The organism is Curtobacterium sp. AC272, assembly GCF_979258155.1.
On sequence record NZ_OZ409838.1, the window covers coordinates 607113 to 632432 of the forward strand.

Below are 25320 nucleotides of genomic sequence, written 5' to 3' on the forward strand. Positions count from 1 at the left end.
GCGAGGGGCCTTGGCGCCCCCGCAGCCGCCCCAGCAGTAGGGCGGGCGGGGCCCCGCGGTTCGGCGCGCGCGGTCCTGTTCGCCGAGGTTCCGAAATCTCGGCATCTCGCGCCCTCACCCCGCGATCCGTGGAACCTCGCCGGTACGCGCGCGGCGTGTCGCCGCTGTCTGCTCACGGCCGGCCATGCGGTGTATTCGCGACCGGTCGCCGGACGGGAGGCACGGTGCCAGCCCGCCACGGGCCTCCCGTCCGTCGCCGGGTCGCGCCCAACGCGCCGAACGCGCCCGGCCGGTCCCACCGAGGTTCCGAGATCTCGGCACCTCGGGGACGCACGCGGCAGTCCCTGGAACCCAGGCGGCACGCACGCGGCGTGTTGTGGGACCTCAGCCGACCGGGGCCGACGCGCCCGCCCGGTCCCACCGAGGTTCCGAGATCTCGGAACCTCGGGGCCGCAGGGTGCCGCCTGTGGAACCTCGGCGGCACGCCCGCGGCGTGTGGTGGAACCTCGGCGAACCGGGCCGGGCGTGTCCGCCCCAGCCCCAGCCCGAGCCCCGGCAATCCCAGCCCGGCCGGCCGGAGCTCAGGCCAGACGGATGCCGAGCAGTGCGTCGATCAGGTCGGCGAGCTCCGGCGTGCACGCCGTGCCCCCGGCGATCGCAGTGTCGACCGCGGCGACCGCACCCGGCGTGTCGAGGTCGTCAGAGACCCGCGTCCGGATCCGGGACGCCACGTCGGCCGCGTCGTCGGCGTGCCCGGCGGACGCGCCGATGCCCAGGCGTCCCAGGTCGCCAGGCGCGTCGTGGCGCTCGTGAGCTCGGCGTCGAACCACTCCCAGTCGTCGGAGTACTTGTGCGACAGCAGCGCGAGCCGGATCGCGCGGGGGTCCGCACCGTCGTCGAGCAGCCCCCGCACGGTGACGAGGTTGCCGAGCGACTTCGAGATCTTCGTTCCCTGGTAGGCGATCATGCCGGTGTGCACGAACGCGTGTGCCAGGGGCTGGTGCGCCAGGGCCGCTGCGTGTCCTGCGCTCATCTCGTGGTGCGGGAAGACGAGGTCGCTGCCGCCGCCCTGCACGCTGATCGGCAGGCCGAGACGGTCGCCGGCGATGACGCTGCACTCGATGTGCCAGCCGGGCCGGCCGGGGCCGATCTCGGAGTCCCAGCTCGGCTCACCGTCACGGGCCGCACGCCAGAGCAGCGGGTCGAGCGGGTCGCGCTTGCCGGGGCGCTCCGGGTCGCCGCCGCGCTCGGCAGCCAGCGTGAGCATGGTCTCGCGGTCCAGGCCGCTCTCGTCGCCGAGCGACCACGCGTCGGTGGGGTGGTTCACGTCGAAGTACAGGTCGTCGCCCTCGGTGTCCGGGGTGGGGACCTCGTAGGCGGAGCCGGTCTCCTGCAGGAACGCGACGGCCTCGGCGACGCGGTCGACCTCGTCGGTGACGGCCACGAAGTCGTCGGGCGGCAGGATCCGGAGCGACTCCATGTCGCGACGGAACAGGTCGATCTGCGACGCGGCGAGCTCGCGCCAGTCGATGCCGTCGCGGGTGGCGCGCTCGAGCAGCGGGTCGTCGACGTCGGTGACGTTCTGCGCGTACTCGACGTCGAGGCCGGCGTCGCGCCACGCGCGGCCGAGCGTGTCGAACGCCAGGTAGGTCGCCGCGTGCCCGAGGTGGGTGGCGTCGTACGGGGTGATCCCGCAGACGTACAGGGCAGCGCGCTCGTCGCCCTGCGTCGGGTCGACCGGCTTCCCGGTGGCGGTGTCGTGCACGACGGGCCGCGGCGCTGCGCCGGGGACGTCGGGGACGGATGGGGCCTGCCAGGCCCTCACGGCTGGATCACTCCGAGCGACAACAACACGATGAGAACGATACCGAGTGCGATGCGGTACACGACGAACGGCATGAAGCTGCGCTTGCTGATGTAGTTCATGAACGCCGCGATCACCACGAACCCGACGACGAAGGCCACCACCGTCGCGATGAGCGTGTCGGCGAGTCCGAACGGCGCTCCGTGGCCACCGAGGCTCGTCGCGGCCTCGTACAGACCGGACAGGAACACCGCGGGGACGGCCAGCAGGAACGCGAACCGTGCCGCGGCCGGTCGTGTGTACCCGAGCGCGAGCCCCATCGACACGGTCGCGCCCGAGCGGGAGACCCCGGGGACGAGTGCGAGCACCTGCGCGAGCCCGATCAGGATGCCGCCACCGAAGGTCATGTGCTCGATCCGACGCTCCTTGCGGCCGACGACGTCGAGCACACCGAGCACGATGCCGAAGACGATGAGCACGATCGCGACGATCCAGAGCGAGCGGAACGTGGTCTCGATGGAGTCCTTCAGCAGGAGCCCGGCGATGCCGATCGGGATGGTGCCGAGGATCACGAGCCACCCGAGACGCACGTCGGGGTCGCCCTTCGGGACGTCGCGCCGGAACACGGAACGGAACCACCGCCCGATGATCCGGGTGATGTCCTTCCAGAAGTAGATGAGCACCGCGGTCTCGGTGCCGAGCTGCGTCACCGCGGTGAAGGCCGCGCCCGGGTCCTTCGCGTCGGGCAGGAACAGCCCGACGATGCGCAGGTGCGCGCTGGAGGACACCGGCAGGAACTCGGTGAGCCCCTGGACGAAGCCGAGGAAGATCGCCTCGAGGATGTGCACGCACGGGCCTTTCGGGGAGGTCGGTCAGGACACCGCCACGCAGGCGACCATGAACAATATCAGTACGTGGCCAGGAGGTCTCCGAGAACACGCCGACCGAAGGCCAGCGAGTCGAGCGGCACCCGCTCGTCGACACCGTGGAACATCGCAGGGAAGTCCACGCCGGCGGGCAGCTGCAGCGGCACGAAGCCGTACCCGGCGATCCCGAGCGTCGACAGCGCCTTGTTGTCCGTGCCGCCGGACAGCAGGTACGGCAGCACCGGGGCGCCCGGGTCGTGGCGGCCGAGGACGTCGCGGACGGCGTCGACGAGCGGTCCGCCGAAGTCCTGCTCGAGACCGATGTCGCGGAAGGACATCACGACCTCGACCTCGTCACCGGCGAGCTCCCGCACACGCGCCAGAACCGACTCCTCGTCTCCCGGCAGGCACCGGATGTCGACGAGCGCCTCGGCCGTGTCCGGGATCACGTTGTGCTTGTAGCCCGCGGTCAGGACCGTCGGGTTCGTCGTGGTGTGCAGGGCGGCGTGGATGAACCGCGAGGCCGACCCGGTCGCGAGCGCGACCTCGTCCGGGCCCGTCACGGTCGGGTCGACGCCGAGGAACCGAGCGACCTCGGCGACCATCGCGTCCGTCGTCGCCGACAGACGCACCGGCCACTCCTCGCTGCCGATCCGGGCGACCGCCGCGGCGAGCTTCGTCACGGCGTTGTCGCGGATGACGTGCGAACCGTGCGCAGCAGTGCCGCGGGCGATGAGCTTGATCCACATCAGCGCCTTCTCGCCCGTCTGCAGCAGGTAGGCGCGACGGTCACCGAGGGTGATCGAGTACCCGCCCACCTCGCTGATGGCGGCACTGGCCCCGGCGAAGACCTCGGGGTGGTGCTCGACGACGTGGTGCGAGCCGAGCACTCCCCGGCTTCCTCGTCGGCGAAGTACGCGATCACGAGATCCCGCTCGGGAGCCCCCTGCGCCGCGATGACGTCCGACAGCGACGTGAGCATCATCGCGTCCATGTTCTTCATGTCGACTGCACCCCGCCCCCACAGCGAGCCGTCCTTGACGACGCCGCCGAAGGGGTCGACCGACCAGTTCGCCGGGTCGGCCGGCACGACGTCGAGGTGCCCGTGCACCACGAGGGCCGGCTTGTCACGATCGCGACCGGGCACCCGCGCGACGACACTGACGCGATCCGGCTCGGACTCGAACAACTGCGGCTCGAGCCCCAGCCCGCGCAACTTGTCCTCGACGTAGTGCGCCGCCTCGGTCTCGCCGCGCGACTTCCCCTCGCCCCAGTTCGTGGTGTCGATGCGGATGAGGTCGCGCGCGATCGCCGCGGTGGCCTCGAGCTCGGTCGCGGTCGGCTCCGGGTTCGTCATGCGACCACGGTATCGGTCCGCACCGACGCGCCCCGGCCCGGTGACGCCGCGGGACGCCTCGCGACGCCGCCGGCTGGACGCGCCCGGGATGCGCGGCCGTGTTCATCGGGCGTTCAGACCCGTGCTAGTGTTTTCTCTCGGCAGGGACGCCGGGGAAACCCGGGGAAATCGCCACACATCCAGTCCGGATGGCGGAATTGGTAGACGCGCTAGCTTGAGGTGCTAGTGCCCGTATTAGGGCGTGGGGGTTCAAGTCCCCCTTCGGACACAGAAACATGCAATGCCCCCTGACCTTTCGGTCCGGGGGCATTTTCTGTTGCATCTCCCGGCGAGTGCCGCCATCGCTGCGCTCAGGGCGTCACCGCCTCGGCCAGTTCGCTGCGCTCACGGCCACGGGTGGGGGCACGGCCAGTTCGCTGCGCTCACGGCCACCGCCCGCCGGCGCGTGCCAACGACATCATCGACGTCGTACGACATCGATGGCGTCGTTGCGGGTCGGGCCGGGTCGGGGCGCGGGTTGCGGCGCACGCACGGACGGACAGGAGGCGCGGTGCCAGCTGGCACCGCGCCTCCTGTCCGTCAGGTGGTTGCGTCTAGCTCTTCGACGCCTCGACGAAGTTGCGCCGCGGGTCCGTCTCCTTGATGAGCGAGGTCGCATCGCGGCCCGAGACGGCACCGGTGACCCAGCCGATGACGATGCGCGCCTTGCGGTTCAGCGTCGGCATCGCGTACACGTGGTACGCGCGGTGGGCGAGCCAGGCCAGCAGGTTCGTCATCTTGATGCCCTTGATGTTCGCGGCACCCTTGGCGACACCGTACGAGGCGACCGTACCGATCGAGGGGTGGCGGTACTCCTCGAGGGGCTTGCCGGTGATCGTCGCGACGACGTTGTCCGCCGCGACGACGGCCTGGCGGACGGCATTCTGCGCGTTCGGCGGGTAGAACGCCGGCTGCTTGTCGGCGGTCAGGTCGGGCACCTGTGCGACGTCGCCGAGACCCCAGACACCGGGGACGACCTCGTGCGTGTCCTCGGCCTCGACCTGGAGCTTCGCGTTGGCGGCGAGGTGCCCCTTCGGTCCGCGGGGCAGGTCGGAGGCGTCGAGCAGCGGGTTCGGCTTGACGCCGGCGGTCCAGACGAGCAGGCCGGTCGGGATCTCGTCGCCGTCGGAGAGCTTGACGATGCCGCCCTCGGCGCTCGGCATGGTGGTCTTCAGGCGCACGTCGATGCCGCGGGCGCGGAGGGACTCGAGCGTCCACTTGGACAGCTCCGGGCCGACCTCGGGTGCGACGCGGTCGAGCGCGTCGATGAGGATCCAGCGGGGCTGCTCCCCGCGAGCGACGGGTAGGTCTTGATCGCGGCCTGCGAGACGTCGAACAGTTCGCCGATCGCCTCGACGCCGGTGTAGCCACCGCCGACGAAGACGCTGGTCAGCAGACGACGACGCTCGTCCTCGTCACGGGTGGCAGCGGCCTTGGCGATGTTGTCGAGGAGCTTGGCGCGCACGTAGGCGGCCTCTTCGACGCTCTTGAAGCCGACGCCGTACTCCTCGAGCCCGGGGGTCGGGAAGGTGCGGGTGACCGAGCCGAGCGCGACGACGAGCTGGTCGTAGCCGAGCGTGCGGTCGTCGCCACCGGCGGTCGCGATCGAGACGGTCTTGTCCTTCGACGAGATGCCGGTGACCTTGCCCTGGATGACGCGGGTCTTGCGGAGCGCACGGCGCAGCTCGACGGTCACGTCCTTCGGGGCGATGTGGCCGCCGGCGACCTCGGGCAGGAACGGCAGGTACGTGTAGTAGGTGTTCTGGTCCACGAGCGTGATGCGCATGGGCACGGTCGCGGCGTGCTTCTGCAGCTGCTTGACGGTGCTGTAGCCAGCGGAGCCGCCGCCGAGGACGAGGACGTGAGGGATCGAGTCTGCCATTCCTCCGGTCTACCGGATACGGGCCGTCAACGTCATGAACGCCGCACTTCCTGAGCGAATCAGCGCTCTCGGAGTCGCCACCAGGCCGTCTCGGCGAGGTCGAGGCCCATGTAGACCCCGTGCGCGGTGCGTCGGGACTCGGTCAACGAGAACCGTCGCAAGCGGTAGCCACCACCGAACCGGTCGATGATCGCCTCTGGGGAGGACTCCGCGTCGCGCTTGACGTACCAGGTGCGGTCGTCGACGGACTCGATCACGGGCGGACCGCCCGGACCGGACCCGTCACCGGCGCCCGCCGATGCGGGAGCGCAGGACGTCGATGCGCTTCTGGATCTGCTCGATGCTCGCCTGTGCCACGGCCGGCCCACCGCTGATGCGCCGGAGCTCGGCGTGGATGGAGCCGTGCGGCTCGTTCGAGTGCCGCGACCAGATCGACACGAGTCGCGCGAGCTCGGTCCGCTGCTCCTTGATGGTCATGTACATCGGGCGGTTCTCGGGCTCGGCAGCCTTCGGTTGGCCGTCCTTGACCGCCCGGCCCTTGGAGCGCTTCGCCTGGGTCGCCTGACGCGCCCGGAGCAGGTCGCGCACCTGGTCGGGTTCGAGGAGCCCCGGGATGCCGATGAAGTCGAGTTCCTCGAGCGACCCGACCTCGCCGCCGGTGCCGAACTCGCCGCCGTCGTAGAGGACGCGGTCGAACGACGCCTGCGAGTCGAGCGCCTCGAACGGCTGGACCTCGAGCAGGCTCTCGGACGCGCGGTCTTCCTTGTTGGCCTCGGCCACCATCGCGTCTTCGGGGTTGTACATGCCGTCGTCGGCGTCCTTCGGACGGTCGAGGGCGTGGTCGCGTTCGAGCTCGAGCGTCGCCGCCAGTGCCATCAGTCCGGGCACGCTCGGCAGGAACACCGAGGCGGTCTCGCCACGGCGCCGAGCACGCACGAAGCGGCCGATCACCTGGGCGAAGAACAGCGGGGTACTCGCGCTCGTGGCGTACACGCCGACGCAGAGCCGCGGGACGTCGACGCCTTCGGACACCATGCGCACGGCGACCATCCACCGCGAGGTGTCATCGGCGAACGCGCTGATGCGGCTGGACCCGGCGGCCTCGTCGGACAGCACGACGGTCGGCCGCTCCCCCGTGATCTGCTGCAGGATGCGAGCGTAGGCGCGGGCCGTGGTGGTGTCCGTCGCGATGACCAGACCACCGGCGTCGGGCACACCACGACGCACCTCGGTCAGGCGCTTGTCGGCGGCGGACAGCACGGCCGGCATCCACTCACCCTCGGGCGACAGCGCCGTGCGCCAGGCCTGTGCGGTGATGTCCTTCGTGACCTGTTCGCCGAGGGAGGCCGACATCTCGTCGCCCATCCGGGTCTTCCAGCGCATCTGGCCGGCGTAGGCCATGAACAGCACCGGTCGGACGACGCCGTCCTTGAGCGCGCGGCCGTAGCCGTAGTTGTAGTCGGAGATCGAGGTGCGGATGCCCTGCTCGTCGGGGGCGTACTGGACGAACGGGATCGGCGCGGTGTCGGACCGGAACGGCGTGCCGGACAGCGAGAGCCGTCGGGTGGCACCGGAGAAGGCTTCCCGGATGCCGTCGCCCCACGTGAGCGCGTCGCCGCCGTGGTGGACCTCGTCGAGGACGACGAGGGTGCGCCCGCCCTCGGTGATCTTCTTGTGCACCTCGGGGTTCATGCCGACCTGGGCGTACGTGATCGCGACGCCCTGGTAGTGCCGGCCGAACATGCCGTCGCCGTTCTTGAACATCGGGTCGATGCGGATGCCCACGCGGTCGGCGGAGTCCGCCCACTGCCGCTTCAGGTGCTCGGTGGGGGCGACGACCACGATGCGGTCGACGGTGCCGCGCGCCAGCAGCTCGGTGGCCAGGCGGAGCGCGAACGTCGTCTTGCCGGCGCCGGGCGTCGCGGCCGTGAGGAAGTCACGCGGCTCGGACTCGAAGTACTTGGTGAGGGCTTCGACCTGCCAGGCGCGGAGCTTGGAGGCGGTCCCCCACGCGGCCCGGTCCGGGAACGCCGGCGACAGGTGCTGGACGGCCGAGTTGCCGGCTGCTTCGGCCAGGGCGGCCGCGTCGGCTTCGTCCCGCGCCACGGCGTCGGCGTCCGCCGATGACTGCGCGGACATCGACGACGAAGACGTCGACGACGTGTGGTCGTCCCCCGACTCGGCCCACAGCGTGGCGGGCTGCTGCTGTTCGTACTCCGCTGCGCTCACTGGACCTGATTCTACCGCCACCGTCAGTCCTGCCTGGCGTGCGGGACGTGGCCGTCGGGGTGCGGCGGACCAGGGATGCCGGTCGCAGCACGCCTGCGCCGAAGCGCGCGGCGACCGCGTCGACCGTGGTCTCGGTCTCGCGCCACGGCGCGTCGTCGTCCCACAGCGCGTTGCTCGCGGCGGCCGGCACGAGGTTCTCGCCGCGGACCCCGATGAGCCGGATCCGGTTGCCCGGTCGGTGCAGCACGTCGTACAGCTCGACGGCTTCGCGGTGCAGCCGCTTGGCGACGTCGGTGGGCTCGGCGAGGGTGCGCGACCGGGTCAACGTGGTGAAGTCGGTGTAGCGGACCTTGAGCGCTACGGTGCGGGCCTGCACGTCGGCGTGGCGCAGGCGGACGGCGACCTTGTCGGCGAGGCGCAGGAGCTCGCGCGCGACGTCGTCCCGCTCGGTCAGGTCGTGGCCGAACGTGACCTCGTGCCCGATGGACTTCTCGCCCACCCCGGTGTCGACGACGCGTGGGTCGCGCCCCCAGGACAGGTCGTGCAGGCGCTGGCCACCGGCCGGCCCGAGCGCGGACACGAGTGACCCGAGGGGCGTGTTCGCCAGGTCGCCGACGGTGCGGATGCCGCGGCGCTCGAGGGTCTCCTGCGTCTTGCCGCCCACACCCCACAGCGCCGAGACCGGCTGCGGGTGCAGGAACGCGATGGTGTCGGCCGCGGGCACGACGAGCAGCCCGTCCGGCTTGGACCGGCTCGACGCGAGCTTCGCCACGAACTTGGTCGACGCGGCGCCGACCGAGCAGTGCAGGCCCGTCTCGGCGTGGACCGTGCGCCGGATGGCCCGCCCGATCTCCCACGGCGTGCCGTACAGCCGGAGCGCGCCGGCGACGTCGAGGAACGCTTCGTCGATGCCGAGCCGTTCGACCCGCGGCGTGAACCGGTCGAAGATCGCCATCACCGCGGCGGACTGGTCGCGGTACTTCTCGAAGTGCGGCTCGACGATGATCGCGTTCGGGCAGCGGCGCTTCGCGATGGCCATCGGCATGGCGGAGTTCACGCCGTACCGACGGGCTTCGTAGGTGGCAGCGGTGACCACGGAGCGGTCGGAGTCGTGGCCGACGATGACCGGCAGACCCACCAGGTCGGGTCGGTCGAGCAGTTCGACGGACGCGAAGAAGGCGTCCATGTCGACGTGCAGCACGGTCGCCGAGACGTCGTCCACCGGTGCGTCGGAGACGAGCCGGTTGCTTCCGTCCTGCTTGCTCACACCGAGATGATGCCAGGGACCACCGACATCGCCGGGCTCACCGTGCGCCGGTGGCCGCCGAACGCGTGGCGGTCTCGCCGAGCACGGTCGCCCGGTGCCGGTCGGCCAACAGCGCGAGCGCCTCGTCGATGCGGCCCAGCGCGTGCGCCGCGACCTCGACGGTCTGCTGGTCCGGACCACCCGCCGCCGCGGCCACCGCCGTGTCGAGCTGGTCGCCAATCCTCGCCCAGACCGGCGCCGGCGCGGCGGACCGGGGCCCGGCCACGATGCCGTCGGCCAGGTCCGCGATCGACGCGGCGAGGCGGTGGGCGGCACCGGCCAGGGCGGCGGGCGGGTCCTGCGGGGGCGAGCCGAGCCTCCCGGCCGCCTCGCGCGCGAACGTCGCCGCCGCTTGCAGGGACGTCCGGGTCCTGGCGTCCGCGCGGGCGGGCCCGCCCGTCGGGAACCGCACCATCGGGCGCAGGACGGCGTCCAGTTGGTAGGTGGCCGCGTCGACGGCGCGCGAACGTGCGCGCAGGTCGGGTGCGGCAGCGTCGGTGGCCGTGTCGGCGGACCGGGAGGCCCGGCTCACGCCCGCACCGTCGGTCGCGTCCGCCTCGGCGTCCGCATCGACCCCGACCAGCGCGAGCACGAACGCCCGGACCGCGGTCAACTGCCCCCGCACAGCCCGTCGGATGACGGCCCGGGTGGCGATCGGGAAGACGACGGCGCTCACGAGCACCGCGACCGCGGCGCCGAGCAGGTTCTCGGCGAGTCGGATCGGGATGAGCGAATCCGTGAAGCTGCCGGAGAACGCGTACACCTGGCAGAGGACGACGACCAGGCACGCGACCCAGACCGAGTAGACGCCGCCGAAGCCGTACGTGCCGACCGCGAGCAGCACGCACACGAGCACGAGTGTGAACCAGGGGTGCGCCGTGCCGACGACGTGCACGAGGACGATGCCGACGGCGCCGCCGACGACCGTGCCGACGGCGCGGTGCAGGCCCTTGCGGACCCGCTCGTGCGTGGTGTTCGTGCCGGCGAGGACGATCATCACGCCGATCACGCCCCAGTAGAACCGGGGGCCGTCGAGCAGGAGCGCAAGGGGCTCGACGATCGCGACGGCGATCGCTGCGTGCACCGCGGTGCGCAGTGAGACGGAGAGGCGCCAGCGGCGCCAGGGCCGTCGGCGACGGTGTCGGCCAGCACCGGCACCGCTCCGGCAGGGCGCCCGCCGGCCAGGACGACGGGCGTGACGAAGGGTGCCGCCAACGCGGCGACGCCGTCGCCGCGGCGCGGCAGTTCGTCGCGGAGCTCGCGCCACCGCAGCCCGGCGTCCTGCAGGTCGGTGAACTCGGCGGCCATCCGACGGACGACGGCGGTCGTGCGCGAGCCGGGGTCGCCGGCGGATGCTGTGATGCCGTACCGGGCGAGCAGCGTCTGCGCGGCGTCCTCGCCGTGCCCGCCGCCGTGGCGCAGCACGATCGTGACGGCATCGGAGCGCGGCGTGCCGGACGTCCGACGGCGCGCCGTGCTCGACGAGGGCACCGGCCCCGCGCCCGAGCTCGTCGACCGCGAAGTGCGTGTCGAACACGAGCCGGTGGAGTTCCTCCGCCGTGGTGTCGGCGTCCACCCCGCTCGCGGCGAGCATCCCGTCGACCGCCAACGCGATCTCGTGGTAACGGTCGCGGCTGCGGCGGAGGCGGCGCAGCGTGCGGCGTCGTGCGGCCGGGTCGTCCGCCGCGGCAAGGACGGCGGCAGCGGCCTCGAGCACGGCCGAGCCACGGGCGACGAAGCCACGGCGGGTACGCAACAGGGCACGGTGCGCGTCCGGTCGGAGCACCAGGCGGACCAGGATCGTCGCGGCGAGCGAGGCAGCCACGACGAGGCCCAGCGGCACGACACTCGTCTCGGGCAGCGGGAGGAGCAGCCCGCACAGGTACCCGGCGAACCCGACGATCGCGGCATCGGCGGCCCACGCGCCCCACGCGGCCGCGGCGAACTGCAGGAACAGCAGCACGACGATGAGCACGAGCTCGAGGAGCCGGAACGGCTGCAGGGCGATGCTGCCGGCGAGGGCGACGACGAACGGCACGAGGACGGCTCCGGTGCGGGCAGCCGTCCGGCCGGTGCTCGGGTCGACGATGACCAGGCAGGTGATGAACGCGGGCATCGCGCCGATCATCACGCCCAGGATCGCGGGCAGGCCGAACGCGGTCGCGACGGCGTACCCCACGGCCATGCCGGCGGGCACCGCGACGAGGGTGCGGAGGGCACCGTCGGTCTTCACGAGCCCGGGGTCGAGCGCGAGGGCCGCGTCGGCGAGTCGCCGGGAGCGGGTCCGTCGACGGGGAGCGGTCCGGTTCGTGGTGTCGGTCCTCGGCACGAGGCGGCCGCCTCCTCTGCGCTCGGGAGGCTAATCGTACCGGATGCTAACTATCCGGCTCTGCGAGCGGGCTCTGGGTCTCGGTGCGAGCTTGATCACTCGGTGCGGCGCTGCAAGGCTGCACGGAGTGATCAACCTCGCACCGGGCCACGCGGCCGGGCACGCGGCCGGGCACGGGGCCGGGCACGGGGCCGGGCACGGGACCGCTTCAGGCGAGCGGGCCGAGCACCGACGCCGCGAGCGTGCGCGCCGCCGAGTCCCGTGACGACGGGTGGTACTGGCCGGCCCGGACGTCGCGCGCCAGGCGGGCCAGCTCGCTCGAGGACCGGAACGCCGAGCCCCCGACCACCCGCATGGCCTCGTCCACCACGTGCTGCGCGGTGTCCACCGCCCGCGCCTTCGTGCCGACGAGCAGCGGGAACCAGCGGGCGCCGAGGTCGTCCTGTTCGTCCACCGACCGCGCGAGCGAGGACACCTGCAGCTCGATCGCGTCGACCGACCCGCGCATGTCCGCGATCGCCCGGCGCACGTCCGGGTCCTGCGACCGTGGCGTCCCGTCGAGCGATGCGCGCGACTGCACCGCCGACACCGCCAGCGACACCGCACGCGAGGCGATCCCGACGTACACCGAGGCGATGAGCAGCTCGAACGCCGCGAACACCCCGAACACGAGCGGGTCCTGGTTCGGCCCGACCGGCAGCGACCGCACGATGCGGTCGGCGGGGACGTGCACGCCGTGCAGCTTCGTCGTGCGGCTCTGCGTGGCCCGCATGCCGAGGGTGTCCCAGTCGTCCAGGTGCTCGACGTCGCCGTCGGACCGGAGCACGAAGCCGTGCACCAGCCGCGGTTCCGGCCCGGAGGTGTCCTTGCCGAAGACGCTCAGGACGTCCCACGCCGGTGCGAGCGAGGTGGAGACCTTGGTACCGGTGAAGCGGTACCCGCCGTCGCCGTCCGGCTCCGCCGTCGTCGACGAGTCGAACAGGACGGCGTCGTTGCCGGGTTCGCTCACCCCGAACGCGAGCAGGTGGTCGTCCGACGCGTGGTCGGTGACGGCCTGGAGGAACGACTCACCTCGCGCTGTGACGGCCCGCGCCGCCTGCACCCACACCTGGTGCATCCCGAGGCCGAGGTGCCGTCGCCGGTGCGGCCTGGGCGAGGGTCCGCTGGACACCGGCCGTGGCGCGGAGGCCGAGACCGGAGCCACCCTGCGCCACCGGCACCCCGATGCGCAGGTAGCCCGCCGCGCGGAGTTCCTCGAGGTCCTCGGCGCAGAACGCGTTGGCGGCGTCGTACCCGGGGCGCGTTCGGCGATGCGGGCGAGCAGGTCGTCCGGCACGGTCCAGGCGGCTGCGTCGGTGCCGGCGTCCGCGCCGGCGGCTGCGCCCGTGTTGGCCTTCGTCATGGCACGAGACTATGGTCCGGAGCGTGTCAGATCGTCATCCGTGGTCCAGGTACGTCGCGATCGGTGACTCGTTCACCGAGGGGATCGGCGACCCCGACCCCACCGTCCCCGGGGGAACCGGGGTTGGGCGGACCGGGTCGCCGAGGTGCTCGCCCACGGGTCCGACGACTTCGCGTACGCCAACCTGGCGATCCGCGGGAGGCTGCTGCAGCAGATCGTCGACGAGCAGGTCGAACCGGCGCTCGCGCTCCGTCCGGACCTGGTCACGGTGTCCGCCGGGGGCAACGACATCATCCGGCCGGGCTCCGACCCGGACGAACTCGCCGAACGGGTGGACGCGATGGTGTCGCGATTGCGGAGCGACGGCGCCACCGTGGTGCTGTTCAGCGGGCCCGACGTCGGCATGACGCCGGTGCTCGGCATGGTGCGTGGCAAGACGGCGATCTACAACGAGAACCTGCACGCCATCGCCCTGAAGCACGGCGCACTCGTGGCGGACATGTGGGCGCTCCGAGTGCTCCGCGACCCGCGCATGTGGGCGCCGGACCGACTGCACCACTCCCCACGGGGCACGCCACGATCGCCGCCGCAGTGCTCGACGCCCTCGGTGTCCCGCACGGCCTGGAGCCGTTCAACCCCGAACCGCTCGAGGCGCGGCCGTGGCGTGAGGCCCGCGCCGAGGACCTCGGGTGGGCGAAGGAGTACCTGGTGCCGTGGGTCGTCCGCCGCATCAAGCACACCTCGTCGGGCGACGGTGTCTCCGCGAAGCGCCCCGAGCTGCAGGACGTCGTCGAGCACAAGTCCGACACCCCGTAGCCGGACGACGCCCATCCGAGTCCGCACGCCTCCCCGGCCGCGCCCCACCACGGTCATCGCGCCCCGACTCCTCAGGGCGCGATGACGGCACGGGGGCGCGAACCACGACGTGCTCACCCTGTGGTCGGTAGAGGTCAGTCGGCCGGGCGCCGCAACGTCAGCGGGCCGTCGTGCAGCGGCTCGGTCTTCCACTTCGTCCCGACCGTGCCCGCGTCGAGGTCGACGCGCAGGTGCAGCAGGTGCGGCGTCTCCACGAAACGGAGCGCGACGAGCACGGTGCCGTCCGACTGGGTCGCTGCGCTCGCTGCGAGGGCGCCCTCGATGGCCCACTCCCCTCGCCGACCGGCACGGACGCCGCCGCTCCGTCGGCCGACACGGACAGCCGGATTCCGTGGGTCCCGCGGTCGAAGCCCACGGCGTCGAGCACCGCACCGGGCAGCACCCGGAGTGCACGACCGGCCACGTGCTCGGGGAGTGGGCCACCGCTCACCGGAGGCAGCCCCAGGGAGGCGAGCCGTGCCTCCAGGACGGTGTCCGCACCCGTGTCGGCGGGACGGTCGACGGCGGGCAGCAGGTGCTTCCAGGCCGCGTCGAGGACCGCCTGCATGTCGAGACTCTGTCCGGTGATCGCGAGGACGACGTCCTGCTCCGGCAGGACGACGCAGAACTGACCGTAGGCGCCGTCGCCGCGGAAGCCGTGGCGGGCCATCCAGAACTGGAAGCCGTAGCCCTGCGACCAGTCCGGGTTCTCCTCGTCGAGGTTGTCGATCTGCTTGCGCGTGGCGGCCGCGACCCAGTCCTCGTCGAGGATCCGCTCGCCCTCCCAGACGCCGCGCTGCAGGTACAGCTGCCCGAGCGCGGCGACCGCCGACGTCGTGGTGTAGCAGCCGCTGAAGCCGAGCTCGCCGCCGGACTCGTCGCGGCGCCAGGCGAGGTCGTCGATGCCGAGCGGGTCGAGCAGACGGGGACGCAGGTAGTCGACCAGCGAACCGCCGCTGACCCGCCGGACGATCGCGGCGAGCGTGTACGTGCACGGCTGGTTGTAGGTGAAGAGCGAGCCGGGTTCCTCGTCCGGCGGCAGGAGCAGGAAGCCACGCACGACGTCCATGCGGTCGAGCTCACGAGCCCGGTCGATGGCGTCCTCGCGGTGCCCGCTCGCCATCGCGAGCAGGTGCCGGACCCGGATGCGGCGGCTGCGTTCGTCCGTGATCTCGTCGTCGAGTTCGGGGAAGTACGACAGCGCGGTCGCATCGAGGTCGATCAGTCCCTCGCGCACGGCGATGCCGACCGCCGCTGCGGTGAAGCTCTTGCTGAGCGAGTAGAGCAGGTGCACCCGGTCGGCCGCGTACGGCTGCCACCACCCTCGGCAGCGACCTGGCCGTGCCGGAGCAGCATCAGGCTGTGCGGCTCGACGCCGGGGGTCGACTCGAGGGCGTCGACGAACGCGAGCACACCGCGGGCGTCGATGTCGAGGGCGGAGGGGTGGTCCGGGGGAACGTCTTCGTCGTCGTCACCCGTCCGACAGTACGGACTCCGGGTGGTGCGCGTCAGCGCGCGAGCACCGTCAGCCCCGGAACGGGTTCGTCCAGCGCCACCAGACGCCGGGGTCGTCGATCGTCCGCTCGAGCACGAGCGGCACCGTGACGGGGTCGTGGTTCGTGACCGTGAAGCGGACCTTCCCGACCCGCTCGCCCTTCGTCCCGAGGGTGACCTCGTCGAGGTGCGCCTTCGCCCGGACCTTCGTCTTGCCCCAGACCAGGACCTCGGCCGCCTTCGCGGTGACCGCGTCGGCTTCGTCCTGCCAGGGGGTGGAGAACGTGCCGAAGGTCTGACCGGCGTGGGTCAGGGTGACGACCTGGAAGTTGTCGGCCACGGAGCGCAGCAATCGCTGGACGTCGACGTCGAGCGAGTCGTGGTCGGCGCCGCCGAGCATCACGCCGATGACCGTCACGTCACGGCCGCCACGCTCGTAGGTCGCGGCGAACAGCAGGCAGGCGCCGGCCTCGTCGAGGGTGCCGGTCTTGATGCCCTCGATGCCGTCCATGCCGAGCAGCTTGTTCGAGTTCTCGATCTCGCCGACCGTCGGGATCGTGACGTCCTCGGTGCCGACGATCTCCTTGACCACCGGGTTCGCGAGGGCGAGCTGCCCGAGGTCGACCAGGTCGGTCGCGGTCGAGGTGTTCTTCGGGTCGAGACCGGTCGGCTCGTGGATCGTGGTGTCGTCGAGGTCGTGCGCCTCGAGCCACTTCGTCGCCGCCCGCTCGTACTCGGCGATCGACCCGAAGGCCCAGATGGCGAGGGCGCCGGCGTAGTTGTTCGCCGACTTCATGAGCATCACCTGGAACGCCTGGTGCTCGGACAGCTCCAGGCCGGCGGGCATCGGCGCGACCTCGCCGTTCAACGCCGCGTACTTGGCGTAGAGCGACTCCATCTTCGGCGTGAAGGTGATCGCCGGGCCGGACTCTCCCGCCGCCATCGGTTTCTCGTCGAGGACCACGAGCGCCGTGACGATCTTGGTGATGCTCGCGATCGACCGGGGCTTCGTGTCACCGCTGGTGCGCAGGCTCTCCGGGAAGTCGGTGGCCTCGACCGCGGTGGCGCCGTAGCCCGGGAAGCTCAGCGCCGGCACGCTCGACGTCGGGGCCGAGTACGTGGTGGTCGCGGCGCTCGCCGGACCGAACGGCACGACGGCGGCGGCCACGAGGTACCCCGCGACGAGCACCAGCACCGCGACGACGGAGATCGTCACGGGCCTCCGGACGGCGGAGCGGGGGCGACGGACGACTCGTGACACGGGAACCGAGCGTACCGGTGACGAGTCCCGCGTGGCTGCGAGCGGGCCGCGGTGTCGCGTGTGCAAAAGTGGCTCCGTGAGCACCCCCGCGATCCCGACCCTGCAACCCGGCGCCGGCCCGATCCGGTCCGGCCACTACCTCCCCGTCGACCCGGACACGGTCCTGTGGGGTCGGCTGCCGAACGCCGACGACCGCCCGGTCATCACGATCGCGTCCGGCGAGGACGTCACGATCGACACCGTCAGCCACGAGGGGATCCTGCCCGACCAGGGCAGCGACCCCCGTGCGTACTTCGCGTCGCACGGCGTGGCCGCGGAGCACGTCCTGGACGACGCCGTCGCGATCGCCAGGAGCGGCCACCGGGACCCTGCCGCCGACGGCCCGCACGTGGTCTCCGGTCCGATCGCGATCGCGGGCGCCGAGCCCGGCGACGTCCTGACCATGACGGTGCTCGAGACGCTGCCGCGGGTCCACTACGGCGTCGTCTCGAACCGGCACGGCCGCGGTGCCCTGCACGGCGAGTACCCGGTCGACGGCACCACGGTCAGCGTCTTCGCCGACGTCGTCGAGACGGCCGCGGGTCAGCGGGGCCGCATCCCCCTGACCGGCGCCCGCGACCGCTTCGCGCACTTCCCGCTCGCCCCCTTCCTCGGGATCATGGGTGTCGCCACCCCCGGCGACCGGCTGCACTCGGTGCCGCCGGGCCGCCACGGCGGCAACGTCGACGTCAACCTGCTGCAGGTCGGCGCGCAGCTGCACCTGCCGGTCCTGGTCCCCGGCGCGCTCGCGTACGTCGGTGACCCGCACTTCGCCCAGGGGGACGGCGAGGTCGCGCTCACCGCGATGGAGGCGTCGCTCCGCGCGACCGTCCGGTTCGACGTGACGCCCGCCGCCGAGGCCGCGCAGCACTTCGGCGACCTGGTGTGGCCGCTCGTCGAGACCCACGAGTTCCTCGTGCCGACCGGCATGGACCCGGACCTCGACGAGGCCGTCCGCGCCTGCGTCCGGCACGCCGTCGCGATCCTCGGCGCCCGCTGGGGCATGGAGCCGCACCTGGCGTACGCCTACCTGTCGGCGGCGACGGACTTCAACATCTCGCAGGTGGTCGACCTGGTCACCGGCGCGCACGCGCGCATCCGCAAGGCCGACTTCGAGGAGCCCGCACGATGAGCACGTACGAGACGAGCACGCACGAGACGACCACTGCGGCACCGGAGGGCTTGCTCGACGCGCTCGACGCGTACGAGGCCGCCCTCGCCGCGAACGACCTCGACGCCCTCGACGCCGCGTTCATCGACGCCCCCGGCACGATGCGCGGTGACGACCGCGGCCTGCTCGTCGGGCACGACGCGATCAGCGCCTTCCGCGGTGCACGGGGTGGGGTCCTGACCCGCTCGCTGACGCGCGTCGAGGTCCGCCCCCTGGCCGAGGGCCTCGCCCTCGTCGTGTCGGTGTCCGAGTTCGCGGCGGGCGGGCAGGGCCTCCAGACGCAGCTGTGGCGACGCGACAGCGACAGCGACAGCGACAGCGACAGCGACCACGACAGCGACCACGACGGCACCACCGCGCCGCGCTGGCGCATCGAGGCAGCCCACGTCACCGGCCGCCCGAAGGCCGTCGACACCACCGTCTGGCGCGCCGTCGGCGACCCGCTCGTCGCCCCCACCGCGTCCGGACCGCTCGACGGGCTCACCGTCGCGGTGAAGGACCTCTACGCCGTCCCCGGCCAGCCGGTCGGCGCCGGCAACCCGACGTACCTGCGCGAGTCCCCCGTCCAGGCGACGCCGGCCGCGGCCGTCGCGGCGCTCCTCGACGCCGGCGCCGCGATCCGCGGCATCGCGCGCACCGACGAGTTCGCCTACAACCTGACGGGACGCAACGAACACCACGGCACCCCGCCCAACGGGGCGGTCGCGACCCGACTGCCAGGAGGCTCGTCCAGCGGATCCGCATCGGCCGTCCGTCTCGGCACGGCCGAGATCGGGATCGGCACGGACACCGCGGGATCGGTGCGGGTCCCCGCCTCGTACCAGGGGCTCTGGGGCCTCCGGACGACCCACGGCGCGGTCTCCCGGGACGGGCTGCTCCCCCTCGCACCGTCCTTCGACACGGTGGGGTGGCTCACCCGGAGCGCCGACGTCCTGCTCGCGGCGCTCGACGCCACGGTGCCGTCGGATCCGGACGCTCCTGCGGAGCCGGAGCTCCTCGTGCCCGCTGAACTCCTGGACCTCGTCGAGCCGGCCGTCGCCGAGGCCTTCACCGCGTTCGTCGCCGGACAGGGCCAGCCGATCGGCGCCGTGCAGCTCGCCGACCTCGGGATCCCGCCCCTCGACGACCTGCGCGAACTGCTGCGCCTCGTGCAGGCCGCCGAGGCCGTCGCCGCACACGGTGCCTGGATCGACGCCCACCCCGGTGCCCTGAGCACCATCGTCGGCGACCGGTTCGCCGCCGCCCGAGCGAACGACCCCGCAGCCACCGCCGACGCCGTCGCGCGGCTCGACGACGTCCGGGCGACGATCCGCACGGCGCTCGCCGGCCGGACCCTGCTGTTCCCGACGGCCCCCGGACCGGCACCGCTCATCGCCGCCGACGGCGCGGCACTCGAACGCACCCGGACCGCGACGACGTCGATGACGAGCCTCGCGAGCGTCGGCGGCGTCCCGGCGGTCAGCGCCCCGGCGCTCACCGTGGACGGAGCCCCCGTCGGCGTGTGCCTGGTCGGCGAACCGGGCACCGACCGTGCCCTGGTGATCCGCGCCGGACGGATGCTGCAGCGCTGAGGCGAGTCGGGCCTCCCGGTCCGCCCGTGGCGTGGCTAGGAGGTGAGCCGCTGGGCCTGGGTGACCGCCCACAGTCCGACGGCGCTCGCCGCGGCGATGTTCAGCGAGTCGACACCGTGCGCCATCGGGATCCGCACCGTGGTGTCGGCCGACGCGATCGCGGCGGGCGTCAGCCCCTGCCCCTCGGTGCCCATGACGAGCGCGACCTTGCCGGGGACGTCCCGGGCGAACTCGGCGAGGTCGACCGACTCGTCGGTGAGCGCCATCGCGGCGAGGTGGAAGCCCTGCGCGCGCAGTTCCTCGCCCGCCGCCGGCCACTCGCCGATGCGGGTCCACGGGATCTGCAGGACCGTGCCCATGCTCACCCGGACGCTCCGGCGGTACAGCGGGTCGGCGCAGCGCGGGCTGACGAGGACCGCGTCCGCGCCCAGGCCGGCGACGCTGCGGAAGACGGCACCGACGTTCGTGTGGTCGACGATGTCCTCGAGCACGACGACGAGCTTCGCGTCCCGCACCACGTCGGCGACCGTCGGCAGTTCGGGGCGCTGCACCGCGGCGATCGCGCCACGGTGCATGCGGAAGCCGGTGAGCTCCTCGAGCAGGGCGTCCGGGCCGACGAAGACCGGACCGTCGTGGTCGGCGACCAGGGGCAGCACGCTGTCGAGCCACTTCTCCTGCACCAGGATGCTCCGCGGGGTGTGCCCGGCACGGACCGCGCGCTCGATGACCGTGTTCGACTCGGCGATGTACAGGCCGCCCTCCGGTTCGCTCACCCGGCGGAGCGCCACGTCGGTCAGACGGGCGAAGTCGTCGAGGCGGGGGTCGTCGAGGGAGTCGATGCGGACGGGGTGCACGGGGCTCGTTTCGGTGTGGTGCAGGGGGTGGGCCAGCTGGTGTCTCGCCGCGTCTCGCCGAAGGGGAAGCGACCGGGACGGTCGGCTGTTGAGGGTACCGTGAACAGGGTGCTGGATGATGCTGCGTCGACGACCGGACCGCCCACCGGGGCGCCGACGGGTCTGCCGACCGCAGCGGACCTCGACCGCGTGCTCGAGGTGCTCGCCGGCAAGCGCGTCGCCGTGCTCTCCGGCGCCGGTCTGAGCACCGATTCCGGCATCCCCGACTACCGCGGCGCCGGGCGGGTCGTGCGCAAGCCGATGACCTTCCAGGAGTTCCGCGCCGACGCCGCCAAACGGCAGCGGTACTGGGCCGGCTCGCACCTCGGCTGGCGGAGCTTCGCCGCCGCCCGACCGAACGAGGGGCACCGGGCGCTCGCCGCCCTCGAGGACGCCGGTGTCGTCACGGGCGTCATCACGCAGAACGTCGACGGCCTGCACCTGCGCGCCGGTTCCCGCCGCGTGGTCGAGATCCACGGGTCGATGGACCGCGCCCTCTGCCTGACCTGCGGGCAGGTGTTCTCCCGCGCCGACCTCGCCACGACCATCGACCGTGCCAACCCGTGGATCGACGAGCCCGGCTCGGTGCAGCTGCAGCCCGACGGCGACGTCGAGATCACCGACGTCGAGCGCTTCGTGGTGCCGGACTGCTCGGTGTGCGGCGGCATGCTCAAGCCCGACGTCGTCTTCTTCGGCGAGTTCGTGCCCACCGAGAAGTTCCACGAGGCGGTGTCGATCGTCGCCGACGCCGAGGCGCTGCTCGTGGTGGGGTCGTCCCTGACGGTGAACTCCGGCGTGCGGCTCGTCGACCACGCTGCCCGCCGCAAGAACCCGGTGGTCATCGTGAACCGCGGTGCGACCCGCAGCGACCGCCGTGCCGCCGTGAAGCTCGACGGCGGGACGACCGAGACGCTGGTGCACCTGGCCGAGCGGCTGGGGTCGGGGCCCACGGCGGCCGGTCCCGCGGCGTCTGGGATGATCGACGGGTGACGACGCTCCTGTACCTGGTCCGGCACGGTGAGACCGACTGGAACGCGCAGCGCCGCATCCAGGGTTCCACCGACATCCCGCTCAACGACACCGGACGGCGACAGGCCGCCGAGGCCGCCGAACTCCTCACCCGCCGGCAGTTCGACGCCGTCGTCGCCTCGCCGCTGTCCCGCGCCGCCGAGACCGGGGCGATCATCGCCGACCGGCTCGGGCTCGCGGCGCCCGTGACGTACGCCGGGTTGGCCGAACGCTCCTACGGCGAAGCCGAGGGGCTCACCGACACCGAGGTCACGGCGAAGTACCCGCACGACGACATCCCCGGCCGCGAGTCCCGGTCCGCGCTGCTCGCCCGCATCACCGAGACGCTCGGTGAGATCGCGGTGCGCTTCGACGGCGGGGTCGTGGTCGTCGCCACCCACGGCGCGGTGATCCGGAGCGTGGTCAACGAGGCGGCGCCCGGCACCGCCGACCGGCACGCCACCCCGATCCGCAACGGCTCGATCCACTCGTTCCGCTGGGACCCCGAACGCTTCCACGCAGAGCTCGTCCGGTTCGACGACCCGATCGACGACGTCTCGGACGGGCCCGGGCGGTACGCCTTCGACTACCAGAACCCGCTGGAACGCCGGGGCTGACGCGCGCCGGCCGCGGACGGGGCGGCCGTCCTGCGACTAGGCTCCGACGCACCCGAACCAGGGGGCGACATGGTGACCGACGGAACCGACCCGGGTGGCTGGCACGCCGCCGACCAGCAGGACGACGACCTCGACCGTGCCTTCGGGCCCGAGACCGCCAGCGTGCAGACCCGCACGATGGGGCAGCGTGCCCGCACCTGGCTCCTCATCGGCGGCGGCACCGTCGTCGTCGCCGGTGTGATCGCCCTCGTGCTCGGCACCATCATCGGCAGCGTGCAGACCGGCGTCGGGGGCGCGTTCCCCGCCCGGACCTGGCGCTCGACCGCCTCGACGACCGGCTCGCCGACGTGCCGGGTGTCACCGAGGTCCTCCACCACCCGGCCGAGAAGACGGGCTTCGCGAGCTACGACGCCACCGCGACGATCACGGCCGACCCGTCCCTCGACGCCGCCGCGCGCACCGACCTGGTCGAGACGCTGAGCCGCGCGACCGAATCGGCGGGCGGCAACGGCGTCCGGGTCGTCGCGATCGCCGACCTCGGCGCCATCGAGGTGGGCGTCTCCGACTCACGGTCGGTGACGGCGAAGCGTCTGGTGCTGGCGGACAGGCTCGACCGCATCGGCGGGGTCACGGCCGTCCGCTGCTCGTGGGAGCGCGGTGGCACCCCCTCGGACCGCGCCGCCGACCAGGCCATCGTCGTCCGTACCCCGGGGCGTGGGGCCGCCGTCCCGCCGATCGTGGCGCGGGTGACCGAGGAGACGCGCAAGGTGTTCCCCGGGGCGAGCGTCGAGGTGATCGCCGCGAAGTAGCGGTCGGCCGGTCGCATGTCCGATGCAGAACGACGAATCCGATGTCGTACGACGTCGACGATGTCGCATCGCATCGCATCGCATCGCATCGCATCGCATCGCAACGCATCGCATCGCAACGCATCGCGTCGACCGACGCCACCGCGCCCCGCTACCGCCCGCGCCGGTCGGCCACGGCCCGCTCGACCGCCCGCACGACCTGCTCCGCCGAGTCCTGCCACCGGAACCGCGCGGCCCGCTCGACCGACTGCGCCGATGCTTCGTCCCACCGCTCCTCGACGCGCCGCACCGCAGCCGCCACCGCCGAGGGCGAGGCGGGGTCGAAGTACTCGGCCGCATCGCCCCCGATCTCGCGGAAGATCGGGATGTCGCTCACGACGACCGGGGTCCCGACGCCCATCGCCTCGACCAGCGGGATGCCGAAGCCCTCGTCGTACGACGCCGTCGCCAGGGCCGTGGCGGATCGGAGGACCGACAGGTACTCCTCGTCGGTCGCACCGTCGTGGAACACGATCGCGCCGGCCGGCGCGAGCCCCTCGATCCGTGCACGGTCGGCGTCGGAGACGCGTGACATGCAGTGCAGGGTCCAGTCCGCTCCGAGCAGCGGCAACGCGGCCGCCAGCGTCTCGACGTTCTTGTACGGCATGAACGAGCCCATGTAGACGAGCGAGCGCTCCCGCGGCGCACCCGCCGCACGCGGAGCCGCCGGGTCGGCAGCGTTGTACGCCACCGTCACCGGACGCTTCGTCAGCCGGTGCTCGGCGATGAGCCCCGCGGTGGTCTCGGACACCGTGACCACCCCGTCGGCACCGTTCAGCAGGACGCGCTGCGGCACCCACGACAGGTGGAACGCGCGCCACCCGAGCCGGAGCGGCCACGAGAACTCGCGCGGAGGCGTCCGGTTCCGGTAGTAGATCAGGTCGTGCAGGGTGAGCACGAGTGCGTAGTCGCGCCCCCGCGAGCCCATCGTCTGCATCGGCGAGAACACCGCGTCGAGGCCGAGTCGGTTCACCCGTCGTGCGACGAGCGGCTCCCCCGCTTCGGTCGGCGCGGGGAGCAGCTCCCACGGCAGGTCGCGCGGCAGCGACTCGAGCTGGCGTTCGTCGTGGACGAGCAGCACGACGTCGTGCCGGTCGGGCAGGTTCCAGGCGACCCCGGCGGTGAACCGGCTGATGCCGTCGTGGCGGCCGATCCGGACGTAGCGGCAGTCGATGCCGATGCGCAGACGCGTCACGCGTCGGACTCCTTCGCGTCGCTCGTCGTCGAGTCGTCCGACTTCGGCGCGCTCGCCTTCGGCGCGGTCGCCTTCGTCGCGGTCGCCTTTGTCCCGGTCGCCGTCGTCGCGGTCGACCGGGAGGCCCGTCCCGCCCCCGACGGTCGGCCCGCCTTGGTGCCGCGGCCCCGTCCAGGGCGCGCGGCCGTGTCCGCCATCCGGCGCAGCACCGCCGCCGCGGCCGGTGCCGGTGTCTCGTAGTGCACCAGGTGCCCGACCCCGGGGATGACCACGAGTTCGGCATCGCGCAGGCGGGCGGCCAGGGCGCGCTGCTCGGGGACGGCCGTGATGTCGTCGTGCTCGGCGGCGATCATCAGCACCGGCACGTCGATGCGGTCCGCGTACTCGGACACGTCGTGGGTGACCGAGGTCCGGAACGCCTCGAGCACGCTCGTGCGGTTCGCGAAGGCCGAGAAGTACCGGTCGTGCTGGTCGTGCACCCAGCGGCGCATCCCGCGGTCGTGCGACTTGAGCATCGCGATGCTCATCACCCGCACGATGGCGGCGTTCCGCAGGATCCCGAGCCCGATCGGTCTCGGCAGCACCGCGCCGGCCTTGTAGTAGCCGATCGCGATCCCGGTGCCCACCGCACGGGGTCCCTGCAGCGCCGGCGCGGCGATCGGGTTCACGAGGACGAGCAGCCGGGTGTCGAGCCCGGCAGCCACGGTGGCGGACACCACGATCGACCCGAACGAGTGGCCGAGGACGACGGCGTCGCGGCGGAGCCCGAGCGCCTCGTGGAACGCGCGCAGCCAGCCGACGTACGACTCGATGTCCGACACCGGCAACGGGTCGGACACGCCGAAGCCGGGCAGGTCGGGGACGATCACGCGGACGTCCTGCAGGTGCGCGGCGATCGTCTCGAGGCCGTGGTGGTCGCCGCGGAACCCGTGCACCGCGAGGACGGTCTGCGTCGCGTCGGACGGCCCGTACTCCCAGTAGTGCGTGGTGCGGCCGTCGACCTGCACGGACCGGTGGACCACCGGTGTGGCGGCCATGAGCGACTGGTACGGGGAGAGCACGGGCGGTTGCATCGGCGCCAGTCTACGAAGACAACCGCACGAAACCCCGGACACCCGCAGCATCGCGCGCCTATCGTGTCCGGGGCGGGCCGT

Annotated in this window: 16 protein-coding genes, 1 tRNA gene and 5 pseudogenes; 7 read left to right on the top strand and 15 right to left on the bottom strand. The window is 72.6% G+C overall.

Going from position 1 to position 25320, the window contains the following annotated elements; all coding sequences use genetic code 11:
• Nucleotides 1–581: 581 nt before the first annotated feature.
• From mshC to ACZZ0J_RS03115, 3 genes and pseudogenes are all read right to left on the bottom strand, one after another.
• Nucleotides 582–1825 (bottom strand): annotated as a pseudogene (mshC, locus tag ACZZ0J_RS03105) (cysteine--1-D-myo-inosityl 2-amino-2-deoxy-alpha-D-glucopyranoside ligase).
• On the bottom strand, nt 1822–2652 hold the full coding sequence (locus tag ACZZ0J_RS03110) for an undecaprenyl-diphosphate phosphatase (RefSeq protein WP_463434762.1): 831 nt from the start codon (nt 2650–2652) through the stop codon (nt 1822–1824). Before ACZZ0J_RS03110 ends, mshC begins: the two are co-directional and overlap by 4 nt.
• 59 nt (nt 2653–2711) lie before the next feature.
• Nucleotides 2712–4027, bottom strand: a pseudogene (locus ACZZ0J_RS03115) (M20/M25/M40 family metallo-hydrolase).
• Nucleotides 4028–4209: 182 nt separating this feature from the next.
• Here ACZZ0J_RS03115 and ACZZ0J_RS03120 point away from each other — a divergent pair.
• A tRNA-Leu gene (locus tag ACZZ0J_RS03120) sits at nt 4210–4295 on the top strand.
• 325 nt (nt 4296–4620) lie between these two features.
• Here the strand turns inward: ACZZ0J_RS03120 and ACZZ0J_RS03125 are convergent.
• From ACZZ0J_RS03125 to ACZZ0J_RS03155, 7 genes and pseudogenes are all read right to left on the bottom strand, one after another.
• Nucleotides 4621–5340, bottom strand: a complete 720-nt coding sequence (locus ACZZ0J_RS03125) for an NAD(P)/FAD-dependent oxidoreductase (protein WP_461964440.1) — start codon at nt 5338–5340, stop codon at nt 4621–4623.
• Complete coding sequence (locus tag ACZZ0J_RS03130; RefSeq protein WP_463434764.1) at nt 5238–5948, bottom strand: NAD(P)/FAD-dependent oxidoreductase; 711 nt, start codon at nt 5946–5948, stop codon at nt 5238–5240. The genes ACZZ0J_RS03125 and ACZZ0J_RS03130 overlap by 103 nt, the downstream gene beginning before the upstream one ends.
• A 59-nt stretch (nt 5949–6007) precedes the next feature.
• Complete coding sequence (locus ACZZ0J_RS03135; protein WP_123294394.1) at nt 6008–6205, bottom strand: hypothetical protein; 198 nt, start codon at nt 6203–6205, stop codon at nt 6008–6010.
• Nucleotides 6206–6230: 25 nt separating this feature from the next.
• Nucleotides 6231–8177: a DEAD/DEAH box helicase gene (locus ACZZ0J_RS03140; protein ID WP_260235162.1), complete on the bottom strand. Its 1947-nt coding sequence runs from the start codon at nt 8175–8177 to the stop codon at nt 6231–6233.
• A gap of 31 nt (nt 8178–8208) precedes the next feature.
• Nucleotides 8209–9444 (bottom strand): annotated as a pseudogene (gene dinB, locus ACZZ0J_RS03145) (DNA polymerase IV); the annotation flags it as partial.
• A 37-nt stretch (nt 9445–9481) separates the two neighbouring features.
• Complete coding sequence (locus tag ACZZ0J_RS03150; protein ID WP_463434769.1) at nt 9482–11812, bottom strand: FUSC family protein; 2331 nt, start codon at nt 11810–11812, stop codon at nt 9482–9484.
• 208 nt (nt 11813–12020) lie between these two features.
• A pseudogene (locus tag ACZZ0J_RS03155) lies at nt 12021–13214 on the bottom strand (acyl-CoA dehydrogenase family protein).
• Between the two features lie 11 nt (nt 13215–13225).
• On the opposite strand from ACZZ0J_RS03155, the pseudogene ACZZ0J_RS03160 reads away from it, so the two are divergent.
• Nucleotides 13226–14030: pseudogene (locus ACZZ0J_RS03160) on the top strand (SGNH/GDSL hydrolase family protein).
• A gap of 157 nt (nt 14031–14187) precedes the next feature.
• Here the strand turns inward: ACZZ0J_RS03160 and ACZZ0J_RS03165 are convergent.
• Together ACZZ0J_RS03165 and ACZZ0J_RS03170 are read right to left on the bottom strand one after the other, a co-directional pair.
• Complete coding sequence (locus ACZZ0J_RS03165; RefSeq protein ID WP_463434771.1) at nt 14188–15363, bottom strand: serine hydrolase domain-containing protein; 1176 nt, start codon at nt 15361–15363, stop codon at nt 14188–14190.
• A 231-nt stretch (nt 15364–15594) separates the two neighbouring features.
• Nucleotides 15595–16779 carry a D-alanyl-D-alanine carboxypeptidase family protein gene (locus ACZZ0J_RS03170; RefSeq protein ID WP_463434773.1) on the bottom strand — a complete coding sequence of 395 codons (1185 nt, stop codon included), beginning with the start codon at nt 16777–16779 and terminating at the stop codon, nt 15595–15597.
• A gap of 121 nt (nt 16780–16900) precedes the next feature.
• On the opposite strand from ACZZ0J_RS03170, the gene ACZZ0J_RS03175 reads away from it, so the two are divergent.
• Together ACZZ0J_RS03175 and ACZZ0J_RS03180 are read left to right on the top strand one after the other, a co-directional pair.
• The gene (locus ACZZ0J_RS03175; RefSeq protein WP_463434775.1) at nt 16901–17995 is read left to right on the top strand and encodes an acetamidase/formamidase family protein; all 1095 of its coding nucleotides are present in this window, start codon (nt 16901–16903) and stop codon (nt 17993–17995) included.
• Nucleotides 17992–19605, top strand: coding sequence for an AtzH-like domain-containing protein (locus ACZZ0J_RS03180; protein ID WP_463434776.1), 1614 nt, complete (start codon nt 17992–17994; stop codon nt 19603–19605). Before ACZZ0J_RS03175 ends, ACZZ0J_RS03180 begins: the two co-directional genes overlap by 4 nt.
• 35 nt (nt 19606–19640) lie before the next feature.
• Here ACZZ0J_RS03180 and ACZZ0J_RS03185 read toward each other — a convergent pair whose 3' ends face one another.
• Complete coding sequence (locus ACZZ0J_RS03185) at nt 19641–20459, bottom strand: TrmH family RNA methyltransferase (protein ID WP_123339666.1); 819 nt, start codon at nt 20457–20459, stop codon at nt 19641–19643.
• 108 nt (nt 20460–20567) lie between these two features.
• Here ACZZ0J_RS03185 and ACZZ0J_RS03190 point away from each other — a divergent pair, with 108 nt between their 5' ends.
• The 3 genes from ACZZ0J_RS03190 to ACZZ0J_RS03200 all read left to right on the top strand — a co-directional run bounded on the left by ACZZ0J_RS03190 (nt 20568) and on the right by ACZZ0J_RS03200 (nt 22932).
• Nucleotides 20568–21488, top strand: coding sequence for a Sir2 family NAD-dependent protein deacetylase (locus ACZZ0J_RS03190; RefSeq protein ID WP_463434778.1), 921 nt, complete (start codon nt 20568–20570; stop codon nt 21486–21488).
• The gene (locus ACZZ0J_RS03195; protein WP_111083982.1) at nt 21485–22123 is read left to right on the top strand and encodes a histidine phosphatase family protein; all 639 of its coding nucleotides are present in this window, start codon (nt 21485–21487) and stop codon (nt 22121–22123) included. The genes ACZZ0J_RS03190 and ACZZ0J_RS03195 overlap by 4 nt, the downstream gene beginning before the upstream one ends.
• Before the next feature lie 347 nt (nt 22124–22470).
• Nucleotides 22471–22932, top strand: coding sequence for a hypothetical protein (locus ACZZ0J_RS03200; RefSeq protein WP_463434781.1), 462 nt, complete (start codon nt 22471–22473; stop codon nt 22930–22932).
• A 151-nt stretch (nt 22933–23083) separates the two neighbouring features.
• Here the strand turns inward: ACZZ0J_RS03200 and ACZZ0J_RS03205 are convergent, their stop codons facing one another.
• The gene (locus ACZZ0J_RS03205) at nt 23084–24157 is read right to left on the bottom strand and encodes a glycosyltransferase (RefSeq protein WP_463438131.1); all 1074 of its coding nucleotides are present in this window, start codon (nt 24155–24157) and stop codon (nt 23084–23086) included.
• 5 nt (nt 24158–24162) lie between these two features.
• Nucleotides 24163–25239: an alpha/beta fold hydrolase gene (locus ACZZ0J_RS03210; protein WP_463434783.1), complete on the bottom strand. Its 1077-nt coding sequence runs from the start codon at nt 25237–25239 to the stop codon at nt 24163–24165.
• Nucleotides 25240–25320: the final 81 nt, after the last annotated feature.